Genomic DNA, 18,375 nt, shown 5'->3' on the forward strand with positions numbered 1-18,375 from the left:
AGAAGAGGATGGGGAGGAAGATGAGAGGAAAAACCCCTGTGGCGAAAAAAAGGGGGGGGGTGTTGGGGGGGGGGGTTTCCCCCCCCCCCGCCCCCCCCCCCCCCCCACGAGACTTATCCTACTTGACGCTCAGCGAAGCGGGAGAGACTTTCGCCTTCCCATTTTGCTTGGCTGTCTTGGTCGGAGGCACCTGCGGCGTCAACGGCTTGATCCGTTGATCATCCGTCGGGAGCACTCGGAAAAGACCCCACTGGCCCGCGTTGGCATATGCCGGACGCTGATTCTTCCAGATGTAGTCACCGATGATCCGGTTTGGACCGCCCGCTCCTCCAGTCAAGTGGGCATTGATGATCTCTGACCCACCGAACTCCATAGTGCTGACCTGATCGGCACCTTGCATGTACGGCTCGTGCGGCCACTCATGACCGTCGATCGTGAACAGCTGCACTTGCTCACTGAAGGCACCCAGAACGTGAACCGCCACCGGATCACCGACATGGGCCTGAAGCAGCGGAGTCGATGGAGTCTCCCCGGCCTTCACACAAGCAAAGACCTCAGGAATGTCACAACCCTTTTCCATCCTCCATGCAGTCGGTTCAGAGCGGTAGTTTACCGCCGTGATACCAGCCACTTGTTGGATGTATGGCATGAAGCTGACCCCGACGATGTTATCCTCGTCCTGGAACATCAAGGAGAAGTCTCGGTAGTTCTTTCGAGTCTCGTTCCCTGAAATTGTCCGGTCAACCAGCACATCTGCTCGCCAACTGCTCTTCATGGTTACATCTTCGCCGGTCACTGGCTCACGATACCGTGACCCCTTCGGACCGACAATGATGGACCCGAACAGACCGTTGCGCGGGTTTTCCACCACATTACCCCAATCCTGAATGAGTGCGGCCAACTCACCGTACTCCGGATGGGCATAGTAGGTGTAGGTTTTGCTTTCGCCTGGAGCGACCGTCTGATCGCCAGGATTGTTACCAACATTGGCGCCGAACGAGTCCTTTGGATTAAACGCCATCATATCGACGTGGAATCCGGCCCGATCCTTGGCCATTTCGTTTTTCAGATTAACCTTTACGCAATCACCGACATTGACGTGTAGAGTCAGAGGACTCGGCTTCAACTCTCCGGCCTTGACTCGACCGCGATCACCATCGAGGACATACATCTTACCCTGCTCATTGCCGAAGACCATCTTGCGCTCGAGGTCGACTTCCATCATACCCGGTGCTCCGTCGTGGTACCGGATCTGTTGATCAACCGCCGACACATTGAAGGTCTTCACAGGTGCATCAGCCGGGCACACGGACGGCGCAGACTTCTGAATCTGTTCACGCCCAGGCAACGGCTTCAGATCACCCTGCAGTTCATCAAACACACGGAAAATGCCCCAGCTTCCTTCCGCAAAGTGTGACGCGCGACCACTATAGTAGAGGTAATCGCCCGCCTGCTTCTGCGGTCCACCGGCTGCTGGAATGGCCGGATCGTACCGCTCACCAATGACGAGGTGCACGGTACTACGGGGCATCGCGTCCTTGGCATACCGTTCCATTGGGAACCAATGCCCGGTCACGTGCCAGGTGTGTACCTCATTGGCAGATCCTACCAAGGCACGCACCATAATGGGATCACCGAGGTACGCCCGAAGCAATGGAGTGCCTGGGTCCCCATGAATCCCGGACACGAATAGTTTCGACGGGTCCGGATTATTGGCAAGGCGCACGCTCAACGGTTCGACACGCATGCTGTAACCGCTGCCAGTCGTGGCTTCACCACCGTTCAAGAACCACATCGGAGACTTGTTAATCTTCTCTGGGAATTGGTGCGACGGAGGCCCGTCGACCGTAACCGCTCCAACCTTTGCCTGAGGATTGTCGGTCGTGATCAGCTCCGCCGTTCTGGCGTTGCTGTCCATGATGTGCATCATCACTTCGCGGAAGCTTCCACGAATATGGGCCGAGACCGGCTCCAATGTATGGATGTCCGCGACGGGGCCGCTCCGGATCTCTTTACCGGTGACCGGGTCATGATAGGTCGACCGTGGAGGTTCCGTGATGAATGCGGAGAAGAGCCCATGGCCCCATGTATCCGTGCCGAACACGTGATCATGCCAATACACCGTCCCCAAATCGGCATCGACATACCAGCGCTCACGGATGAACTCGACACTGGCAATATCGTTCTTCTTATGCGTGTGCTTCAATGGCGCATCAAACGTGATGGTTTTCCCGTTGATGGCTTTGATCCGAGCCACTTCAAAGTACTTCGGATCGTCCATACCGACGCCCAATTCCGTATTGACATGGAACTTGGAGGTGTCGGCAACGGTAATACTCCGTGAACCGGCCTTGGTATCCGCCGTCAAGATCGTGTTACCAGGCAACGGCATGCCTTTATCCGGTTGTGGATCCTTCAACATCGTGAAGGCCCTAAGGGACATGTCATACGAGAAGCCGATGGTCGGACCATCGGACGCGCTCGTATCGAACTGGAAGAAGTGCGGATGGAGATTGATCTTGTTCGACCATCCCGTCCGCGCATCGTCTGGAATTTCATTCTTGAAGATCACGTCCACACAATCGTAGACGTTACCGCGAATGACCAACGGGACCTGCTTCTTTGGGTTGCTCCGAACTTCCGCTTCTTCTTCGTGCAACACATAGAGCATGGCAATCGGATCGATGAGCGCAGCCGTCTTGGCCGTCGCCGGCTTCAGTGTGACCGGAAGAATGATCGAATGGATCGTGAAGAACTTCCGAGGAGCATTCTCCGGGCACAAACTCCACGGACCTTGCGCACCAGGCTTTGGTGGCTCGGTGTCTCTGGTTCCATCCTCACGAACTCGGAACGGCTCCAACCATGGGGCACCCCCGTGGTTCGGAGCAAAGGGCGGACGCTTCCCCAGGTGCGGACGCAACCACGGGAACGCCAACTTCCCAGTCTGAGGGTCAAACGTAATCGGAGGCCGTTTCAACGGTGTGGGAGACACATAGTCGGCCCACTTGTGCGGCGTCTCCGGTTCATTGAGTGCCAAGGCACCCTCCCACTTCCAGTTCACCACCGTAGGATCATTGGCTTTTGCCTGCTGGACCTGATCCTCTGTCTTGCCAGGCAAGCCCTGAGGCGGAAGCATATACTCAACCCAATCCTTGATGGAAACCTTGGCAGGATTGGCTTTCCAATCCGTCTTATCTTTCGTGATTTCCCACTTCTTCCCGCCGTACCAATCAACTGTGGTTCCAACCAACTTATCGGAGCTGACCGCCGGCTTAATCTTGCCCTTTCGATCCGGCAATTCCACCAACGCCTTCATCACGTCGGTTTGGAAGCCTGGCGCCTGCAAGGTATTGTACACACGCCAGAACCCCCACATGCCGGTCACATAGTGCTGTGGAATATGGCAATGAAACACAAACTCACCGGCCAATGCTTGCAACCCGCCGGATCCACCCTCGATCACTTCATCATAGATCTCGGACGGTCCGATTGACTGCACATCAAGACGGTCCGAGGTGTCGCTGATCAATGGAAACTTCACCGGACCGTTCTTCGACAACGTCGGATCCAACCTGCTGGTTCCAGGTTGTCTGGCCCAACGAATCGACCCTCCGTGCAAATGGTGCGAATGGACGATTTCTGAACCACCGATCATGCGGAACTTCGCAGGATCACCGAGGTACGATCGTGGAATCGTCGTGGCTGGATCACCGAAGGTATAGGACCCATAGCCCTGAGACTCATCGGCAAAACCCACCAAGTGCTCTTGCATTTCCAATCGTGTGCCATGCGGTTCACTGCGATAGTTCAAGAGTCGGGCTGCTGGACGATAGGTATCGGTATGTGCGTCACGCTGCGGGAGCATGTCGCCTTTGCGGTTCAAAAGACGGAAGGTTTCATCACCGGCTTCGTGATAGAAAATCACGAATTCCCGGAAATCCGATCCCTTGTCCACATCGATGATGGCTTCCCAGCCGCTCTTCATTTCCTCGCCGGTGAATGGGCTCAAGAAGTGAGATCCACGTGGCTCAACCACGAGCGACCCCAACAAACCGAGAGAATACTGATCTCTCGAGGCGTGGCTATGGAACGCATGCCCACCCTCTTGTGTATCCGGTGCGATATACCATTCGAATTCACCGCTCTTCCCCGACGCTACCAACGCGTCCGGATTATTGGCTGTCGCCGGCTTGCCGTTGCTGGCCACCAGCATCTGCGAGCCATTGATGATCATGTTCGTCGGTTCGCCCTCGATCTGATTGCGAAGCGTGATCCGAAGACAGTCACCCTGATTGGCACGAATGACCAATGGTTGGATCAAATCGCCCTGAAGACCGTTCGACACGGCACCACCAGCAAACGTCTGATCCTCACTCTCCCGTGCCGTCTTATTCTTCGCTTCTTCTTCACGCACGCCCGCAACATTCTCAGTCAGGGCATACATAAACCCAGGGTAAAAATCTCCGAACCGATTGACGGTGATTTCAACGTTCATCGCCGTCACGTCATAGGCTCGAACCATTGCCTGAGCGGGGCATCGCCCACCCTGCGTCACCTTCACCTTGTCCATGTCATCCGCAACAAGGAGTACACCCTGCTGCATCGCATGGGCACCGGCACCTTGGAACGGTCCTTTGCTGTGAACCTGCCGTTCCACCTGTTCGACGGCCTTTGACATCTTGTCCATCAATACGGGACCAGCTTGCGTATGGATCGGCTTTGCCAGATCCTGATTCGCATTCTGGGCAACATGAGCATCATGCGACATGAGCGCACTCGCCGGCAGCGGCCCAACAGCCATCAGTGCGCTCGCTAAGCCTAATATTCCAATTCCCGGCCTCAACCATTTCGTCACTGTCATACGTTCACCCTCCCTAACGTTTCAAAAGGCCCCTCTCCTTGACAACAAATCACTCGGGATACCAATTTATCCTTCGTCAACAGCATTATGAGTCCGGCAGGAGCCGATCTTTTTCGGTGGAAGCGAGAGGAGGCCAATCCAGTCGTTCCAAACTCCTGCCGGACAGCTCAATATCAACTAGTTAGATCAACAGGCAGACCGCCACACCACTAGTGCCCAAAAAGAATGAGCAAAAATTGTTCCTACTCTCCATCACTCGGCTTAGCCATCCATTTTTTCGGCAAAATATCTCTCCCTCGCACACCATATCTTGTCAGGATGTACTCACGTCATGGGATACACACGCCCCACAAACGAGATGAATTTCTCATGGAATTTCCATGAAATGTGCATGTTTACGATGATATTGAGGGTAGATCTTAGAAAATTATGATATGGGGCGTCAACGCCCCATCATTGACAATGACAACCTTTCCGACTCGGTCAAAATAACCCCCGCAAGCCGTGCTTCTTGACCATCCGCTCGATCGTTTTTCGATCTACTCCTGCTTCACGTGCCGCCCTCCCCATATGCCCATCGTTCCGTCTCAGGAGATCGACCAGGAAACCCCGCTCAAAAGATTCCACCGCCTGCTGCTTAGCCTGTTTGAACGAAGTCGATTCTTGCTGTAAGGTGTCTCGCTCCGCCAGGCTCAGTAATCGCTCCGGCAGATGCGTACTGGTCACCGTAGGCCCCTCAACCAGGACAGCGGCTCGTTCCATGACATTTTGCAATTCCCTCACATTGCCCGGCCAGGCGTATCGCATCAACAGGTCGGCGGCGGATGGATCGATGGTCGGGATCGTGCCGAAATCTGATCGAACCTGTTGTGCAAACCTCGTGAGAAACTCGTTGGCCAGTAAGAGAATATCCCCCCCCCGATCTCTAAGCGGCGGAAGATTTAAAGGGATCACATTCAGCCTGTAGTAAAGATCTTCACGAAATGCGCCTCGACGACATTGCTCTTCTAGGTTTTGATTCGAAGCTGCGATCACGCGGACATTCAGCGAGGTGAATCTAGTCCCACCGACCCGTCGCACATGCCTTTCTTGTAGGACACGCAGCAGCCGAGCTTGGAGGTTCGCACTCATCCCGCTGACCTCATCCAAAAAAATTGTTCCACCGTCGGCCGCCTCGAACAGGCCGACCTTTGATACATGAGCCCCGGTAAACGCCCCTTTCTCATGACCAAACAGTTCGGTTTCCAAGAGAGAGTCCTGTAGGGAAACGCAGTCGACGGGGATGAACGGACACTGAGCCCGAAGACTTGATTCATGGATCAGACGCGCGATCATTTCCTTCCCCGTCCCGCTTTCTCCGTACACCAGAATATTGGAATCGGTCGGCGCCACCTTATTGATCATCGTCAGCACTTCCCTCATCGCAACACTGTTCCCGACCAGCAGAGGCGCCTCCTCCAACAAACTCGCCGACGATCGTTCCATTGTCAGAGCGGGACGAGTCGCGATAGAGCTCACCGGCATGGATTCGAAAGCCCGCCGTGCCACTTGCACAAGTTCGTCGCTGGTAAAGGGTTTCGTAATGTAATCAAACGCTCCATATCTCATGGCCGTCACAGCCGTGTCGACGGTTGCATGCGCCGTCAAAAGGACTACAAGAACCGCCGGATCCATCCGCTTCGCTGCGGCCAACACCTCAATACCATCCAACTTCGGCATTCTCAGATCCGTCATCACAAGGCCAGGCCGTTCCCGCTCGATCATGTCAAGCGCATCGGCCGGATCAGCAGTCACCAGGCAGTCATACGACACTCGACTCAAAATTCGACGACAATTCTCCAACGCCTCACGCTCGTCATCGACTATGAGAATTTTGCCTGTGATTCCCATATTCCCTCTTCCTCGACCGACGCTTCACAGCCTACCGCCGGTAAGGCAACTGAGAACAACGCGCCGATCTCTCCGTTCTTGACCTCAATCCGACCCCGGTGATCTGAGACGATCCCGTAGGCCAGAAATAACCCCAACCCGGTTCCCTGGCCCGCCGGCTTGGTACTGAAAAATGGGTCAAAGACTCGCCCAATGATGTCGCTCGCGATACCGGGGCCGTTGTCGGACACGACCATTTCGACCCCGAGCCTTCCGTCCATTTGTATGGGTCTTGTTCGAACCGTCACGATGCCAGCCCTCCCCGACGGACTGACCGCATCAATCGCGTTGTTGATTAAGTTGAGAATGACCGTCTCCAATCGATCACGATCGCCCATGATAAACGGTAGTAATGGGGCAAGCCTGGCTTGAAGTCCCATAGAGAGAGCCGAAACCCGTTCACCGGCAATGGCAACACAGGAGCGCACGACACAATTCACATCGATAGGCTTTAATGTCGACACCGATCCGCGCGAAAAAGTCAGAATACTTTTCGTGACCCTGGAAATGCGTTCAGCCTGAGCTTTGACCGCCACCAGATCCCGCCGTACCTCGACGGGGATCGTCGACCGCGTCGCATCGGCCTCTATGCATTCGATGCGATTTAATATGATCCCTAGAGGATTATTGACCTCATGCGCAATCCCGCTGGCGACTTTCCCCAGAGTGGCCAGACGTTCCGCTAACTCAAGGCTCCGCATATGCCGGGTGACCTCTTCAGTCTTTTCCTTCACACGGCGAGCCAAATCCTTATTGAGCTCTTCGAGCTCAGCCCGGGAAGCCATCAGGCGGTCGGCCATCCGATGCACGGCAGCTGCTAATTCCTCGAACTCATCCCCGGTATGGATGTTCAGCGGACGGTCATACGTGCCTTGGCTGATCGCTTCAACGCCACTGTGGAGAATTTGAATTGGACGAGCAATACGCGTCGCAACATATCGGCTGATCGCCCAGAGCAGTCCAAACATCACCAAGGCGATCATAGCCAAATTCCGCAACTGATCCCGAATCGGAGCGTAACTTTCTGCTGGCTGCTGACGCACAAAAACGTGCCATGGATTTTCAGGCAAACTCAATTTGGACACAGGTGCATATCCCACGACCGTGTCCGCCGCACCATGTCCGTCATCCTCCGCGATGCCCCAACCTGGCTCCGATGACACGACCATCGCCATGAGTGGACTTGGTATGCGATGCGCCTGTCTCGGCAGAATCGGACAAACAAGCGGATTGCCGGCAGCGTCAAACAGCATGGCGTGGCCGGTTTGCCCGATGTGGATTTCTTTGATCATGGCGAGGAGTGTGTCGAATCGATACGACGCTTTGACGGCTCCGATGACGATGCGCTGACGCTCATCAAGAATCGGCACAGCGATATCGATCGTCTCCTCAGAAGACCGAAACGACCCCTCATGTTCAGGAATCAGGCTGGTAATGTGTACTTGTTCCCCGTTCCCTGCGTGAAGCGCCTTCCACCAGGATTCCTCTCCGAAAAAGTAACGGTCCGGCTCCGAGCTGGCTGCGACCAGCCCCCCATATTGGTCCACAATGAGCAGGCCCACAACCTTATCGCCCCCGCGAACCTTCGTGTCCAGAAGAAACCGTGACAGTTCGGCATCCAGAAGACGATCCGCGCCCTCCCCTCCTTCCTCCCATACTTGCATGCGTAGGGAAAGGAGGCGCTGCGCTCGATCGTAATCCAACGGATAGGCGCGGTTGGCCGCCTCAACCGGCTGACGCACACGCAACGGTGCGGACCCGAGCAGTCTGACACTTTGCACTTCGGCTTGGATCAGCATGGTCACTCGATCGGCGACTTGGACTGCAATTGCTTGGAGATTGCCCCCGATTACATCTCGAAGAGACTGCATCCCCGAGACATAGGCTAGTGCAAGTCCGATGACCAGGGGAATACAGCCGACCAACACAATCGCCCATACAATGCGCCCGCGAATGGTCCGAATTCTCATCGACTCCTCGCCCAAGAATGCTGTATTTTACGCATCGCACACAGGAAAACTCCAGGGGGCGAAACAGCGCGATGCGACACCCCTGGCAGACTTCACCCGGCAGGCATGGGCCGGAATCGGTCATCATCGCACTATCGGGCCGACAGGGCTGGTGAAGTGGTGATCGATACCGAACGCTTTTGGCCGCCCATCTTCAGGGAGAGACAAAAACCTGAACAACCTGGCCATTGAAGTGACATAAGTCTGTGCCCAGGGAGAGAGTATGTTGACGGCAGTGGTGGTCCTTCACCCGATACGGGGGAGAACCCAGGCTAATGACCTCCTCTCAAGCTTTCAAGACCGGAGCGGACCGTACTCCGGTCGTTGAGGTCAGCACATACCGAAAAACGGATGGCTATTACCCACCGCTCAGCACAACATGAAATGTGAGATCTGCATCAACTCGGCGGACTTTGATGGACACCTCCTGACCTGGGGTCGTGCGCTCGATCAGAAAATTCTTTAGCTGAGCGGCATCAAGGATCTCCGTATCCTCGATGGCTAGCAAAATATCATGTTTCTGCAGACCTGCCGCTTTGGCCGGTTCGGCGACATCCTTCACAGCCACGCGCAGCCTCGTGCCATCCTTGACCGAAGTCAGATGGAGACCAAGCTTGGAGAAGGCGAGCGGTTTCCCGGAGAGTGTCGCGTTGACGATCCGCTCGGCGAGAATACCTGGGATCGCGAATGCCATACGGCTACAATAGCTCTGTGTTTCTTCCTTATCAGTCTGAATCACCGCATGCACGATTCCCACAATCTCTCCCTGCCCGTTGAAGAGTCCGCCTCCTGAATTGCCGCTGCATGCCGAAAGATCAGCCTGAATCAAACGGGTGTCAACCGTTTGGAGAAATGTATTGGTATTCCCAAGCCTGCCAAATGCCATGGTCGGCCCCCAGCCAAGCGGATAACCGACCGTGAAGACCTCCATTCCAGGTAATACGTCCCCGGTGACAAATGAGGTTCCGGTCTGCAGTTTTGAACGGTGCGGTTCTGCCACGCGATAGAGCACGACATCCATAAATGCACTGTCACCCACGAGATCGGCGGGAAGTTCATGCAGATCATTCGTCAGAATGCGGATTCGTTTCTGGATGAGGGTGCCGGTTGTCGGGTCATGCTTTTCCGCGGCATGTCTGGCGGTGACCACGTACCCGTCTCGCAGATGAAATCCGGTGCCTCGCACAGCGACCTTCCCGGGCTTCGCCGGCGTTCGTTCATCTTGGGTGTCCGCCAGAATTCCAACCGTCACCTGTCTGGCTCGCTGAAACACATCCTGGCTGAGTGGTATCGTTTCACCCATGAGGGGATACGCGCACGTCAATGAGACAAGCCCTACACACAATGCAGAGAAACACGGGTACAATGACTTCGACGACCGATAGCGGATCATGTGATACTCCTTCCATCAATAACCGTTCCCCGGACGCAGAGAGGTTCAACCAGCCTTGTTTCTAACCAAGCGTAGATCGTACCCAAGTGTTTCGATGCATCTCAATACAATGATGAATGGGCGTATCTTGCGCACATATCCTTCACGACAACGACTGAACCATCCAGATGCAGGCCTGTGAATCTCTGTGGTAAACTGACACTCCTCGGCCACGGCTGAGCGACGACCAGTCATCGGTGCCGAGCTTATCGTGCAACGCCTTCCGGCCCAACGATGAGACTCTTGGATGCGATTGTATGCTGGAGTGTCGTATATGGCTCATGACCGTCTTGACCTTCCTCGTCATGATTGGAAACTCCACGCTCACACAGGCAGGATCAAAACCCTCACCGGAATTGGCTCTCCACTTAACCGGCATTGCGAATCTCGCCCGACCATCTCCGATGGTTACAGTCCCAGCCGGCACCTTTTTCTATGGCAGCAAGCACGTTTCAACTTCGCCTTATGGTAACTGGACTCCCTTTGACGATACGGAACTTCCCCAACATCAGGTCTGGTTAGACACCTATGAAATCGATCGCGATGAAGTGAGTCTCGGCGAATATCTGATCTTCTTACACCAACGAAACCATCATCCATCGGATGAATTACAGAAACTCCTCTGGCATGTCATCACGATCCACTCCATTCCCGACGAAACCCTGGCACGCTGGCCGGTGCTCTATGTCACGTGGACTGAAGCAAAGGAATTCTGCGCAGCAAGGAATGCGAGACTACCGACAGAAGCCGAATGGGAAAAAGCGGCGCGAGGGGCAGAAGGCTATTTGTTCCCCTGGGGTGAGACCACCCCAGGCTCCTCCCTCGCGATGTTTGGACAACATCATGTGCATGAGATCCCCATTCTGGCCGCCGTCGATTCCCTCGATCAGGGCAAGAGTCCCTACGGGCTGCACCATATGGCCGGAAACGTGGCGGAGTGGGTGCAAGACTGGTTTGGCCCCGACTACTATGCCTATATGCCGGAACGCAACCCGCCGGGCCCCGCCACCGGCCGGTACAAGGGCGTCCGTGGTGGTTCATGGAAGAGTGCCAGGATCATGCTCAGAACCGCAACAAGAGGGGGCGCATCTCCCGATCAACGTTCGGCAACGATCGGATTCCGCTGCACACGCCCCTCGATTAAGAGTGCCAACTAGTTGCTAATTTGCATGGACAGGTTGATGAATGATCTTTTCACGATCGAAGGAGATTTCAAATGAAAATGGACCAGTCCCTATGAGAGGAGTTATCGTGCCCCTGAGATGGCTCACTCTTCTAATTCCTTGCAGTCTTCTACTCCCAGCCCTTCCGGTCAAGGCCATGGAGTTTACTGCCGACCAGATCACCAAAATCGATGGGAGATCGCGAAAATCCAACGTCTATTACCGCGACAATATGTGGCGCATTGAGCACCATACGATGGGACCGGTCAATGTCAGCATCGTGCGGAAAGATAAGCACGTCGTCTGGTTGTTACTATCTAGGATGAAGCATTTCAAAACCATTCCTTACAGTGCTGAACAGGATCTCAGAGTGAGTGAAACATTGCCGGGCGAGGTATCTCGGGAGGAGATCGGCCAGGAAGTCAGGGAAGGACATCCGACGATCCTCTACGAAGTCACAACGAAACAAGGCGAGCAGGTTGATGTCTACTATCAATGGGTCGCGACGGACATTCACTTCCCCATGAAGCTGGCAAGAAAAGACGGGAGTTGGATCATGGAATACCAGCACGTCAAGATGCGCTCGGTTCCCGATTCACTATTCAACCTTCCCCTCAACTTTCAACCATTGGAAGATTTCAATAAACCGGGGGCGCCTGAGCCAACTGCACCCGGCATGTAGGGTGCCGAACAGGACCGATCGCGTCTCTATCAGTTTATGCCAGCATCGGCTGCGCAGCGAAAGCCGGTCGACTCATTGCGCATCGTCGGATCACTGTCGACACGCGTAAAGATGCGGACGGTCGGCGTTTCATTCTGCCAGCCCGCTCCGCGAATCACCTTCTTCGTGCCTTCCTGAGGACCTGTCGGATTTTTGGACGGACTCTTCTCATAGTATCGCGCATCATACCAGTCGTTTACCCATTCCCACACATTGCCGACGATGTCATATACGCCATAGGGACTCTTTCCCGCCTCGTAACTCCCTACGGGCATGAGCGTCTTCTCGCCGATCCACCGCTGGTTGTAATTCAGATGTTTTGCTGTTGGCTCGACATTCCCCCAGGGGAACCGTCGATCGGATGTCCCTTTGGCTGCTTTTTCCCACTCTGCTTCCGTGGGAAGTCGTTTACCAGCCCATTTGCAATAGGCCTCCGCATCAAACCAATCAACATTGATCACAGGACGATCAGCAAGTGATGCTGTGATGGTGTCACCTTGCCAAAGATTTCTCGTAGGATTGGTTGGGTTCTGTGGAATACGATGGCCGGTGCTTTTGACAAATTCGACATAGCGACCGTTCGTCACTTCGAATTGGTCGATCAAAAACGGATCCAAGAAAACCTCGTGACGTGGATACTCGTCTCGCCCTCCATCTCGATCACCTGGCGGCACTCCCATGGGGAATGAACCAGCCGGGATTTCAACCATTGGTGTACGGTCCTTCCCCTTCGGCGGTGCAATCACAATCTGCAACGACTGGGCGGCCGCCACGAGAAGAAACGTGTTGAACAGAATGCTGAACGTTGCTGTACCAACCCAGAATCGAACAGTCATCGGACAGGACTCCTTACGCTTCGCCTCAGCCATCTAATCATTGTATGATCGCATAACGGAGGAATGTCATACAGATGGGGCTGAGTCAGTTTTTTAACACGAGTTGCTACAATCTCTCTCACGACAAGGCCGGTCGTGATCACGAGCAATGTTTACCGACACTACTCCCTGATAGGCATCAAGTGAAGCAGTTCCCCTCCAGCAGTTGCACGAACCGCGTCATCTTCGTCATGGAGCCCCTGCTTCAGAACCGGAAGGGCACCTACGCCATCCAGTTTTGCCATAGACTTAATCGCCGCAATTCTTACACGAGGCATCGTATCCGCGAACAACGACCTCACTGTGGCATGAGCTTCGGCTCGGTTTTCCTTGGAGGCTCTGGCGAGGGCTCGAGCAAGGGCAGTTCTGACGGCCGGTTCCTTCGTGTTGGCAAGAGCCGAGATTGGACCAGATAACTCATCAAACCGTTCACCCTGCTCCAGTAATCCCCCGATTACAAAGGCCCTCACGGACGCATCAGGGTCCTCCGTGAGGGCCTTTCTCAACGGAGAGCGTACATCGAAACCGTTGAGTTGTCCAAGACTCACCGCCGCAGCCAACCGAACGGGAGGAAGCGGATCCTTCAAAAGCCTAGTCAAAATAGTACCCGCTTCCGGCTTGGAGACATGGGCAAGCCCCATAGCAGCCACCCCACGCACCGATGGTTGCTTGTGCCCGCTGGCCTCAATCAAAACTGGGAACACCTGTGCTCCTTGCAAGTCAACCAACGCACGAATCGCTGCACCTCGCTCGTCAGGGTTCGGCGCTTTCCCTGATTGCGCCAACAATGCACAGCCTTGTTTGCGACCAAATCGACAGAGAGCCTCCGCCGCCGCCACTCGGACTCGCACCTCAGGTTCTTGCAACAGCGGTTCGACAAGCCCGATGACCGAATCATCGCCAGACTTTCCTAGTCCTTTGAGGACTGCTTCCTTGACCAACGCAGCTTGATCGTCCAAGGCCCGTCGGAAACGTTCTGATCGGCGGCCCCCATCTAACTTCGCCAACCCTTCCGCAGCCAATGCACGAACAAGTCCGGATCCATCGTTGAGCCCATCTTGCAGAAAGGAAATCGCGTCGGGACTCTGCCACTCTTTAAGAGCCGTATAGGCCACACCACGCATCTGCTCCCGCATATCCTGAGTCAGAACGACCACAAAGGCCAGGGCAACCTCCTGGAGGATCGATTGATCGTCACGTTTTAACAATTGAACAAGATCATCATAATCCGACAAGGCATCTTTGGGCTTCCCCAGCCTCAACAATGTGCGAATCTTCAGTCGGCGAATATCAGGCGCACCGACCGTATTCGAGTCAAGCTTGGCCAGCTCCTCCAAGACCTTCTGATAGTCTTTCTGATCGTAGAGTGTCTGAATCCCTTGAATACCGGGCTCTGCTCCGGAAAACGCAACCTCATGAAGTGGGATCAACCACATCAGCGCAAGCAGACTGATCATATGCCGCCGAATACTCGCGAGCTTCATGTCCTAGTCTTCGTGTCTTTGGCGCGTGGAACTCGCGCGTTTCTGGTATCCGGGCGGCTCCTCGAAATACATCGCTGGTTGAGGTGACTTCCGGATTCGTTCGTAATGAAACGACCAATCTCGATCTCGACTGACCAATTTGAGGACGATGTCCATCTCCTCATCGACCCACTCATAGAATCGTTCGCCTCTTCCATGTCGCTCCGTCTGAACGTCGTACAGCCGGGCAGGACGGTCGGCCACCACAGCGGGACCGATCAGTGTTCTGGTCGTTTCTCCGCTCAATTTCGGGCGTGTAGGAATGATGTCCTCCGTCAACGGCATCACCAACAATTCTCGTCGTTGAGGAAGGACGTACCATATCTCTGCGTGATCAGACCGTATGATTTCGATCGCCGCAAATCCACGTTCCGTTCGAACCGCATACCTGTACTCCAATCTCAGGCGATCCCCTTTTCCAAACACTTGCGCCTGATGTTGCTTCCCATTCACTCCTAGGACGAGGCGGCCAGAAAACTCCGGCTCAGTGGAAAGAGTGTCGGCACCCTCCGCAGACAAGAGCGGACACCAAACCGACGCCGCAACGATGAGGACAAGGAACACCGAGTGGTAGGCTCTCCTTCTTGTCTCTCCCTGCATCAGTCGTTACTGCTGAGTTTCAACCACCGGTTGAATATTGACGGAATACCCCAATGACTCAAGGCCGAATCGAGGATTGTCCATGACCGTATAGGCGGTTCGATTTCCTTTTGGAGCTGGTAATGACAGCTGCTCAACCAGCCTTCCGTTGGGTTGCACCGTGATGAACTTCGTCGTCCCTGGTCCTGTCTGTGGATGCCAAACGACTAACTGATACGTCCCGGGTGGAATGCCATCGATCACGAACTTGCCTCCTACGTCGGTCAGAGCATAGTAGGGATTATTAACGGCCATGGCCCAGCTTTCCATATAGGCATGAAACCCACACTGCATATAGAATGTCCGTCGACCTTTATTGAGATACACCGGCCCGACCAACGACTTTCCTGGCGCATGATTATGCATGGCATGGAGATCACCCCGCCGATGCTGGTGGTTCATGATCAGAGGGGTGTTGAACAATACTCTGTTTCCTGCTTCGATCGAAGTTTCATACCCCTGTATGTCATGCATGACGGGGTCCATATTAATCACTTCCACCGCATGACCATTTCGAACAATCGTCATAAACGGTTCGAATTTGCAATCGCGGGATTCGATCAACGGAACTGATAGGTCGAAGGGCTTGCCGGACTCGACACCTTCAAGCAAGACAATCGCGTCCTTCAGGCCTCGACGGGAGTCGACGACAAAATCATACAACAATCGCCACCCACGCCCATTTGAAATCCTCCCACAATAGACAGGATCAGGAAATGTGATGAGGTTGAAGCCTTTCGGTTCAGGAAGATCGCCACTCAATGTCACGATGCCTTCAATCGTCCCACCGTGCGGTACATCAATCACCTCATAGGCCGCCGCACTCATCGGCAGCACCACCACAGCGATTAAAAGCAGGATCTCGACGCAACACTTGTGCAACAATCCGCTCACGGATGAACTCCCCTTTCAGCACTCATGATTGCATTACCTTCCGCATCTTTACTCATAATACGAAAAGAACTTACTCAGGAAGAACAGAAGACCAAGGTCCCCTTTCCGGACATACACTCACATCACGTGGAGGTACACACAACGCAATCTCGATAGACCAGGTCAATCCTATTGGCTGGGAGCTTTACGATTAGCCGTCCCCTGTAAATCCATTTCCAGCAAGACAGGGCCATCCACTTGCCTGGAATCAATCCGACGGGGCATCTGGTCGACCATGAGTTTCGTTAATGGAACTGCCGCAATCGTCGTTGCATTGCGAAACGAATTCGAATACAGGAAAAGCCGTACGCTTTTCGGCCGTTCGCTCGGCTTGATTTGGGGGACAACCTCGTTCCCCACAAAACCGACCAGAAGCCCACTCCCATCGCCAAGCTTATGAATTTCGTAGGATCCAGACGAGGAGGACACCCGCTCCAGCATCAAATCCGGACTCTGTGTCACCAATGCCATCCCAAGCTGCTTGGGGGCAATGAAGCCATACCTCCCCGTGGGTGCCAGTGAAAACCGAACCGTACCACTTTCCAATTCCGCCACACCGTTCTTTGTTCTCATCTGACGCCTCAATTCCGGCTCAGTCCCGGACGCCTCGATGACCACTGCAGCAGGCGCAGCCTTCTCCATGGGCAACACTTCTGTCTTGCCTCCCGGCGCTCCATCGCTCAGAGGCGGCACGCCCGCCTGGAGCAGGATCACAAGTACAATGGCGGCTGGCCGCCGACCGGTCGCTACAAGGCAAATGATGCACGAATCGAACCACCTGCGTAACATAGACGCTCCTCACCCTGCTCGTTCAATGAACTACCACTCGGCTGAGTGATCCGACGAACATAAGCAGACCCGATTACACACCACGGAGTGTGATCGTTCAGGGTTTCGCCTCGAAAGTCGAGGACTCCTCTGGCGCTTGAGAGATTTTACTCGACGATTGATCCCCAGACACCGACTTGGCGCAACGAAATCCCAACCAATTTATTTTGGTGTTTGGATCAGTCCCATTCCTCATCGCCACCCTCATCGTTGTGGTGCTGTCCATCCAACCTCCGCCACGAAACGCTTTTTGAGTCCCGCTTTTCGGCCCCTGAGGATTTCGATCCGGCGCCGTCTTGTAGTAATCCTGGTCATACCAGTCGGATACCCACTCAGCCACATTACCCATGGTTTGATGGAGGCCGTAGGGGCTCACAGAGTTTTCATACTTGTCCACTGCAATGATTGGTGGATACATCAGTGACCGTTCAGGCCGATCCCGCACGGGTCCAGAAAGCCCCGTCCTTCCGAAATTCGCTCGGCTCAATCCTGCAGATTGATCCCCCCACGGATTCTTTCGTCCGTCTTCACCCCGTGCCGCTTTTTCCCATTCCGCCTCAGTCGGCAGCCGCTGGCCCGCCCACTTGCAATACGCGTCGGCGTCTTGCCACGTGACGTGCATGATCGGATGGTGAGCCATCGCCTCTTGGAAATTTCCACCGTCGTAGCGCCAATCCAACTGGGGATTGCGCCCGGTCGCCAGAATGAATTTCAGATACTGAAGATTTGAGACTTCGTACTTATCGATTTCAAAAGCATCGAGATACACGCGTCGCTGCGGAATCTCGCCTCGATAGGCCAGACGATCCGTCTTCTTGTCGCTGCCCATCAGGAACTCTCCCGCGGGAACCAAAATCATTTCCCCTTTCGCCTTCCAGTTGGCCACTCGTTCCACGGCCAGCTTCTTTCCGGATTCCGTCCATTCCACCGTGATGTCTTGTGTATCCAGCCCCCATGCGACGTGAGCCATAGCTGTTACGGCGCCGACCATGAGGACGGTCCAACCAGCCCTACGCCATGTTCCTCCTCTTGCATCCCTCATACGAAGATCTCCTTTTCTCTTGAAGGATCAACATCCATCGCCTAGCGACCCTCACTCTGCAGACCGCATCACTGTCGGTGCGGTACCATCCCGGCCGACATTCGATACTTCGGCATTTACCTCGCTTCCAGAACTCGCACAACGAAACCCTGTTAGATAACTCTCCCGATCTGGTGGCCCGGCATTTCGGCCGGCGGAGCGTGCGACCTCTGGGTCTTCATTCCAGGACCCTCCACGAAAAACCTTGAGCTCTCCGTTGCTGGGCCCTGATGGATTCCTGTCTTGACCTTGCCGATAGTACTCAGGATCAAACCAATCCGACACCCATTCGCTGACATTACCCGCCATTTGATAGACGCCGTACGGACTGACACCTTTGTCATAGCGATTGATATTGGCGAGCGGAGGGTACTTGAATCC

The 18,375-nt window shown here is 54.6% G+C and carries 13 protein-coding genes; 2 read left to right on the forward strand and 11 right to left on the reverse strand.

Features of this window, described 5'->3' with window-relative positions; translation table 11 throughout:
* Positions 1–118: 118 nt before the first annotated feature.
* The 4 genes from ACYX34_RS14505 to ACYX34_RS14520 form a co-directional block, all read right to left on the reverse strand.
* Entirely contained in the window at positions 119–4,861 is a 4,743-nt protein-coding gene (locus ACYX34_RS14505) for a multicopper oxidase domain-containing protein (RefSeq protein WP_462077285.1), read from the reverse strand.
* Between the two features lie 483 nt (positions 4,862–5,344).
* Positions 5,345–6,751 (reverse strand): sigma-54-dependent transcriptional regulator, encoded by a 1,407-nt coding sequence (locus ACYX34_RS14510; protein WP_462077286.1) that lies wholly within the window; start codon positions 6,749–6,751, stop codon positions 5,345–5,347.
* The gene (locus ACYX34_RS14515; protein ID WP_462077287.1) at positions 6,724–8,760 is read right to left on the reverse strand and encodes a sensor histidine kinase; all 2,037 of its coding nucleotides are present in this window, start codon (positions 8,758–8,760) and stop codon (positions 6,724–6,726) included. Before ACYX34_RS14515 ends, ACYX34_RS14510 begins: the two co-directional genes overlap by 28 nt.
* 397 nt (positions 8,761–9,157) lie before the next feature.
* Positions 9,158–10,102: a S1C family serine protease gene (locus tag ACYX34_RS14520; protein WP_462077288.1), complete on the reverse strand. Its 945-nt coding sequence runs from the start codon at positions 10,100–10,102 to the stop codon at positions 9,158–9,160.
* Between the two features lie 386 nt (positions 10,103–10,488).
* Between ACYX34_RS14520 and ACYX34_RS14525 the strand changes: the two genes are divergently transcribed.
* Positions 10,489–11,388: a formylglycine-generating enzyme family protein gene (locus ACYX34_RS14525; protein WP_462077289.1), complete on the forward strand. Its 900-nt coding sequence runs from the start codon at positions 10,489–10,491 to the stop codon at positions 11,386–11,388.
* A 94-nt stretch (positions 11,389–11,482) separates the two neighbouring features.
* On the forward strand, positions 11,483–12,076 hold the full coding sequence (locus ACYX34_RS14530; RefSeq protein ID WP_462077290.1) for a hypothetical protein: 594 nt from the start codon (positions 11,483–11,485) through the stop codon (positions 12,074–12,076).
* Positions 12,077–12,105: 29 nt separating this feature from the next.
* Here the strand turns inward: ACYX34_RS14530 and ACYX34_RS14535 are convergent, their stop codons facing one another.
* The 7 genes from ACYX34_RS14535 to ACYX34_RS14565 all read right to left on the reverse strand — a co-directional run.
* Positions 12,106–12,951: a formylglycine-generating enzyme family protein gene (locus ACYX34_RS14535; protein WP_462077291.1), complete on the reverse strand. Its 846-nt coding sequence runs from the start codon at positions 12,949–12,951 to the stop codon at positions 12,106–12,108.
* 161 nt (positions 12,952–13,112) lie between these two features.
* Positions 13,113–14,474, reverse strand: coding sequence for a HEAT repeat domain-containing protein (locus ACYX34_RS14540; protein ID WP_462077292.1), 1,362 nt, complete (start codon positions 14,472–14,474; stop codon positions 13,113–13,115).
* 3 nt (positions 14,475–14,477) lie between these two features.
* Entirely contained in the window at positions 14,478–15,077 is a 600-nt protein-coding gene (locus tag ACYX34_RS14545; protein ID WP_462077293.1) for a hypothetical protein, read from the reverse strand.
* A 42-nt stretch (positions 15,078–15,119) separates the two neighbouring features.
* Positions 15,120–16,046: a carboxypeptidase-like regulatory domain-containing protein gene (locus ACYX34_RS14550; protein WP_462077294.1), complete on the reverse strand. Its 927-nt coding sequence runs from the start codon at positions 16,044–16,046 to the stop codon at positions 15,120–15,122.
* A gap of 168 nt (positions 16,047–16,214) precedes the next feature.
* Positions 16,215–16,874 carry a hypothetical protein gene (locus ACYX34_RS14555; protein WP_462077295.1) on the reverse strand — a complete coding sequence of 220 codons (660 nt, stop codon included), beginning with the start codon at positions 16,872–16,874 and terminating at the stop codon, positions 16,215–16,217.
* 97 nt (positions 16,875–16,971) lie between these two features.
* Positions 16,972–17,955, reverse strand: a complete 984-nt coding sequence (locus ACYX34_RS14560; protein WP_462077296.1) for a formylglycine-generating enzyme family protein — start codon at positions 17,953–17,955, stop codon at positions 16,972–16,974.
* A 51-nt stretch (positions 17,956–18,006) separates the two neighbouring features.
* On the reverse strand, positions 18,007–18,375 hold a 369-nt coding region (locus tag ACYX34_RS14565; RefSeq protein WP_462077297.1), incomplete at its 5' end, for a formylglycine-generating enzyme family protein.

This window comes from Nitrospira sp. CMX1, from assembly GCF_054902215.1.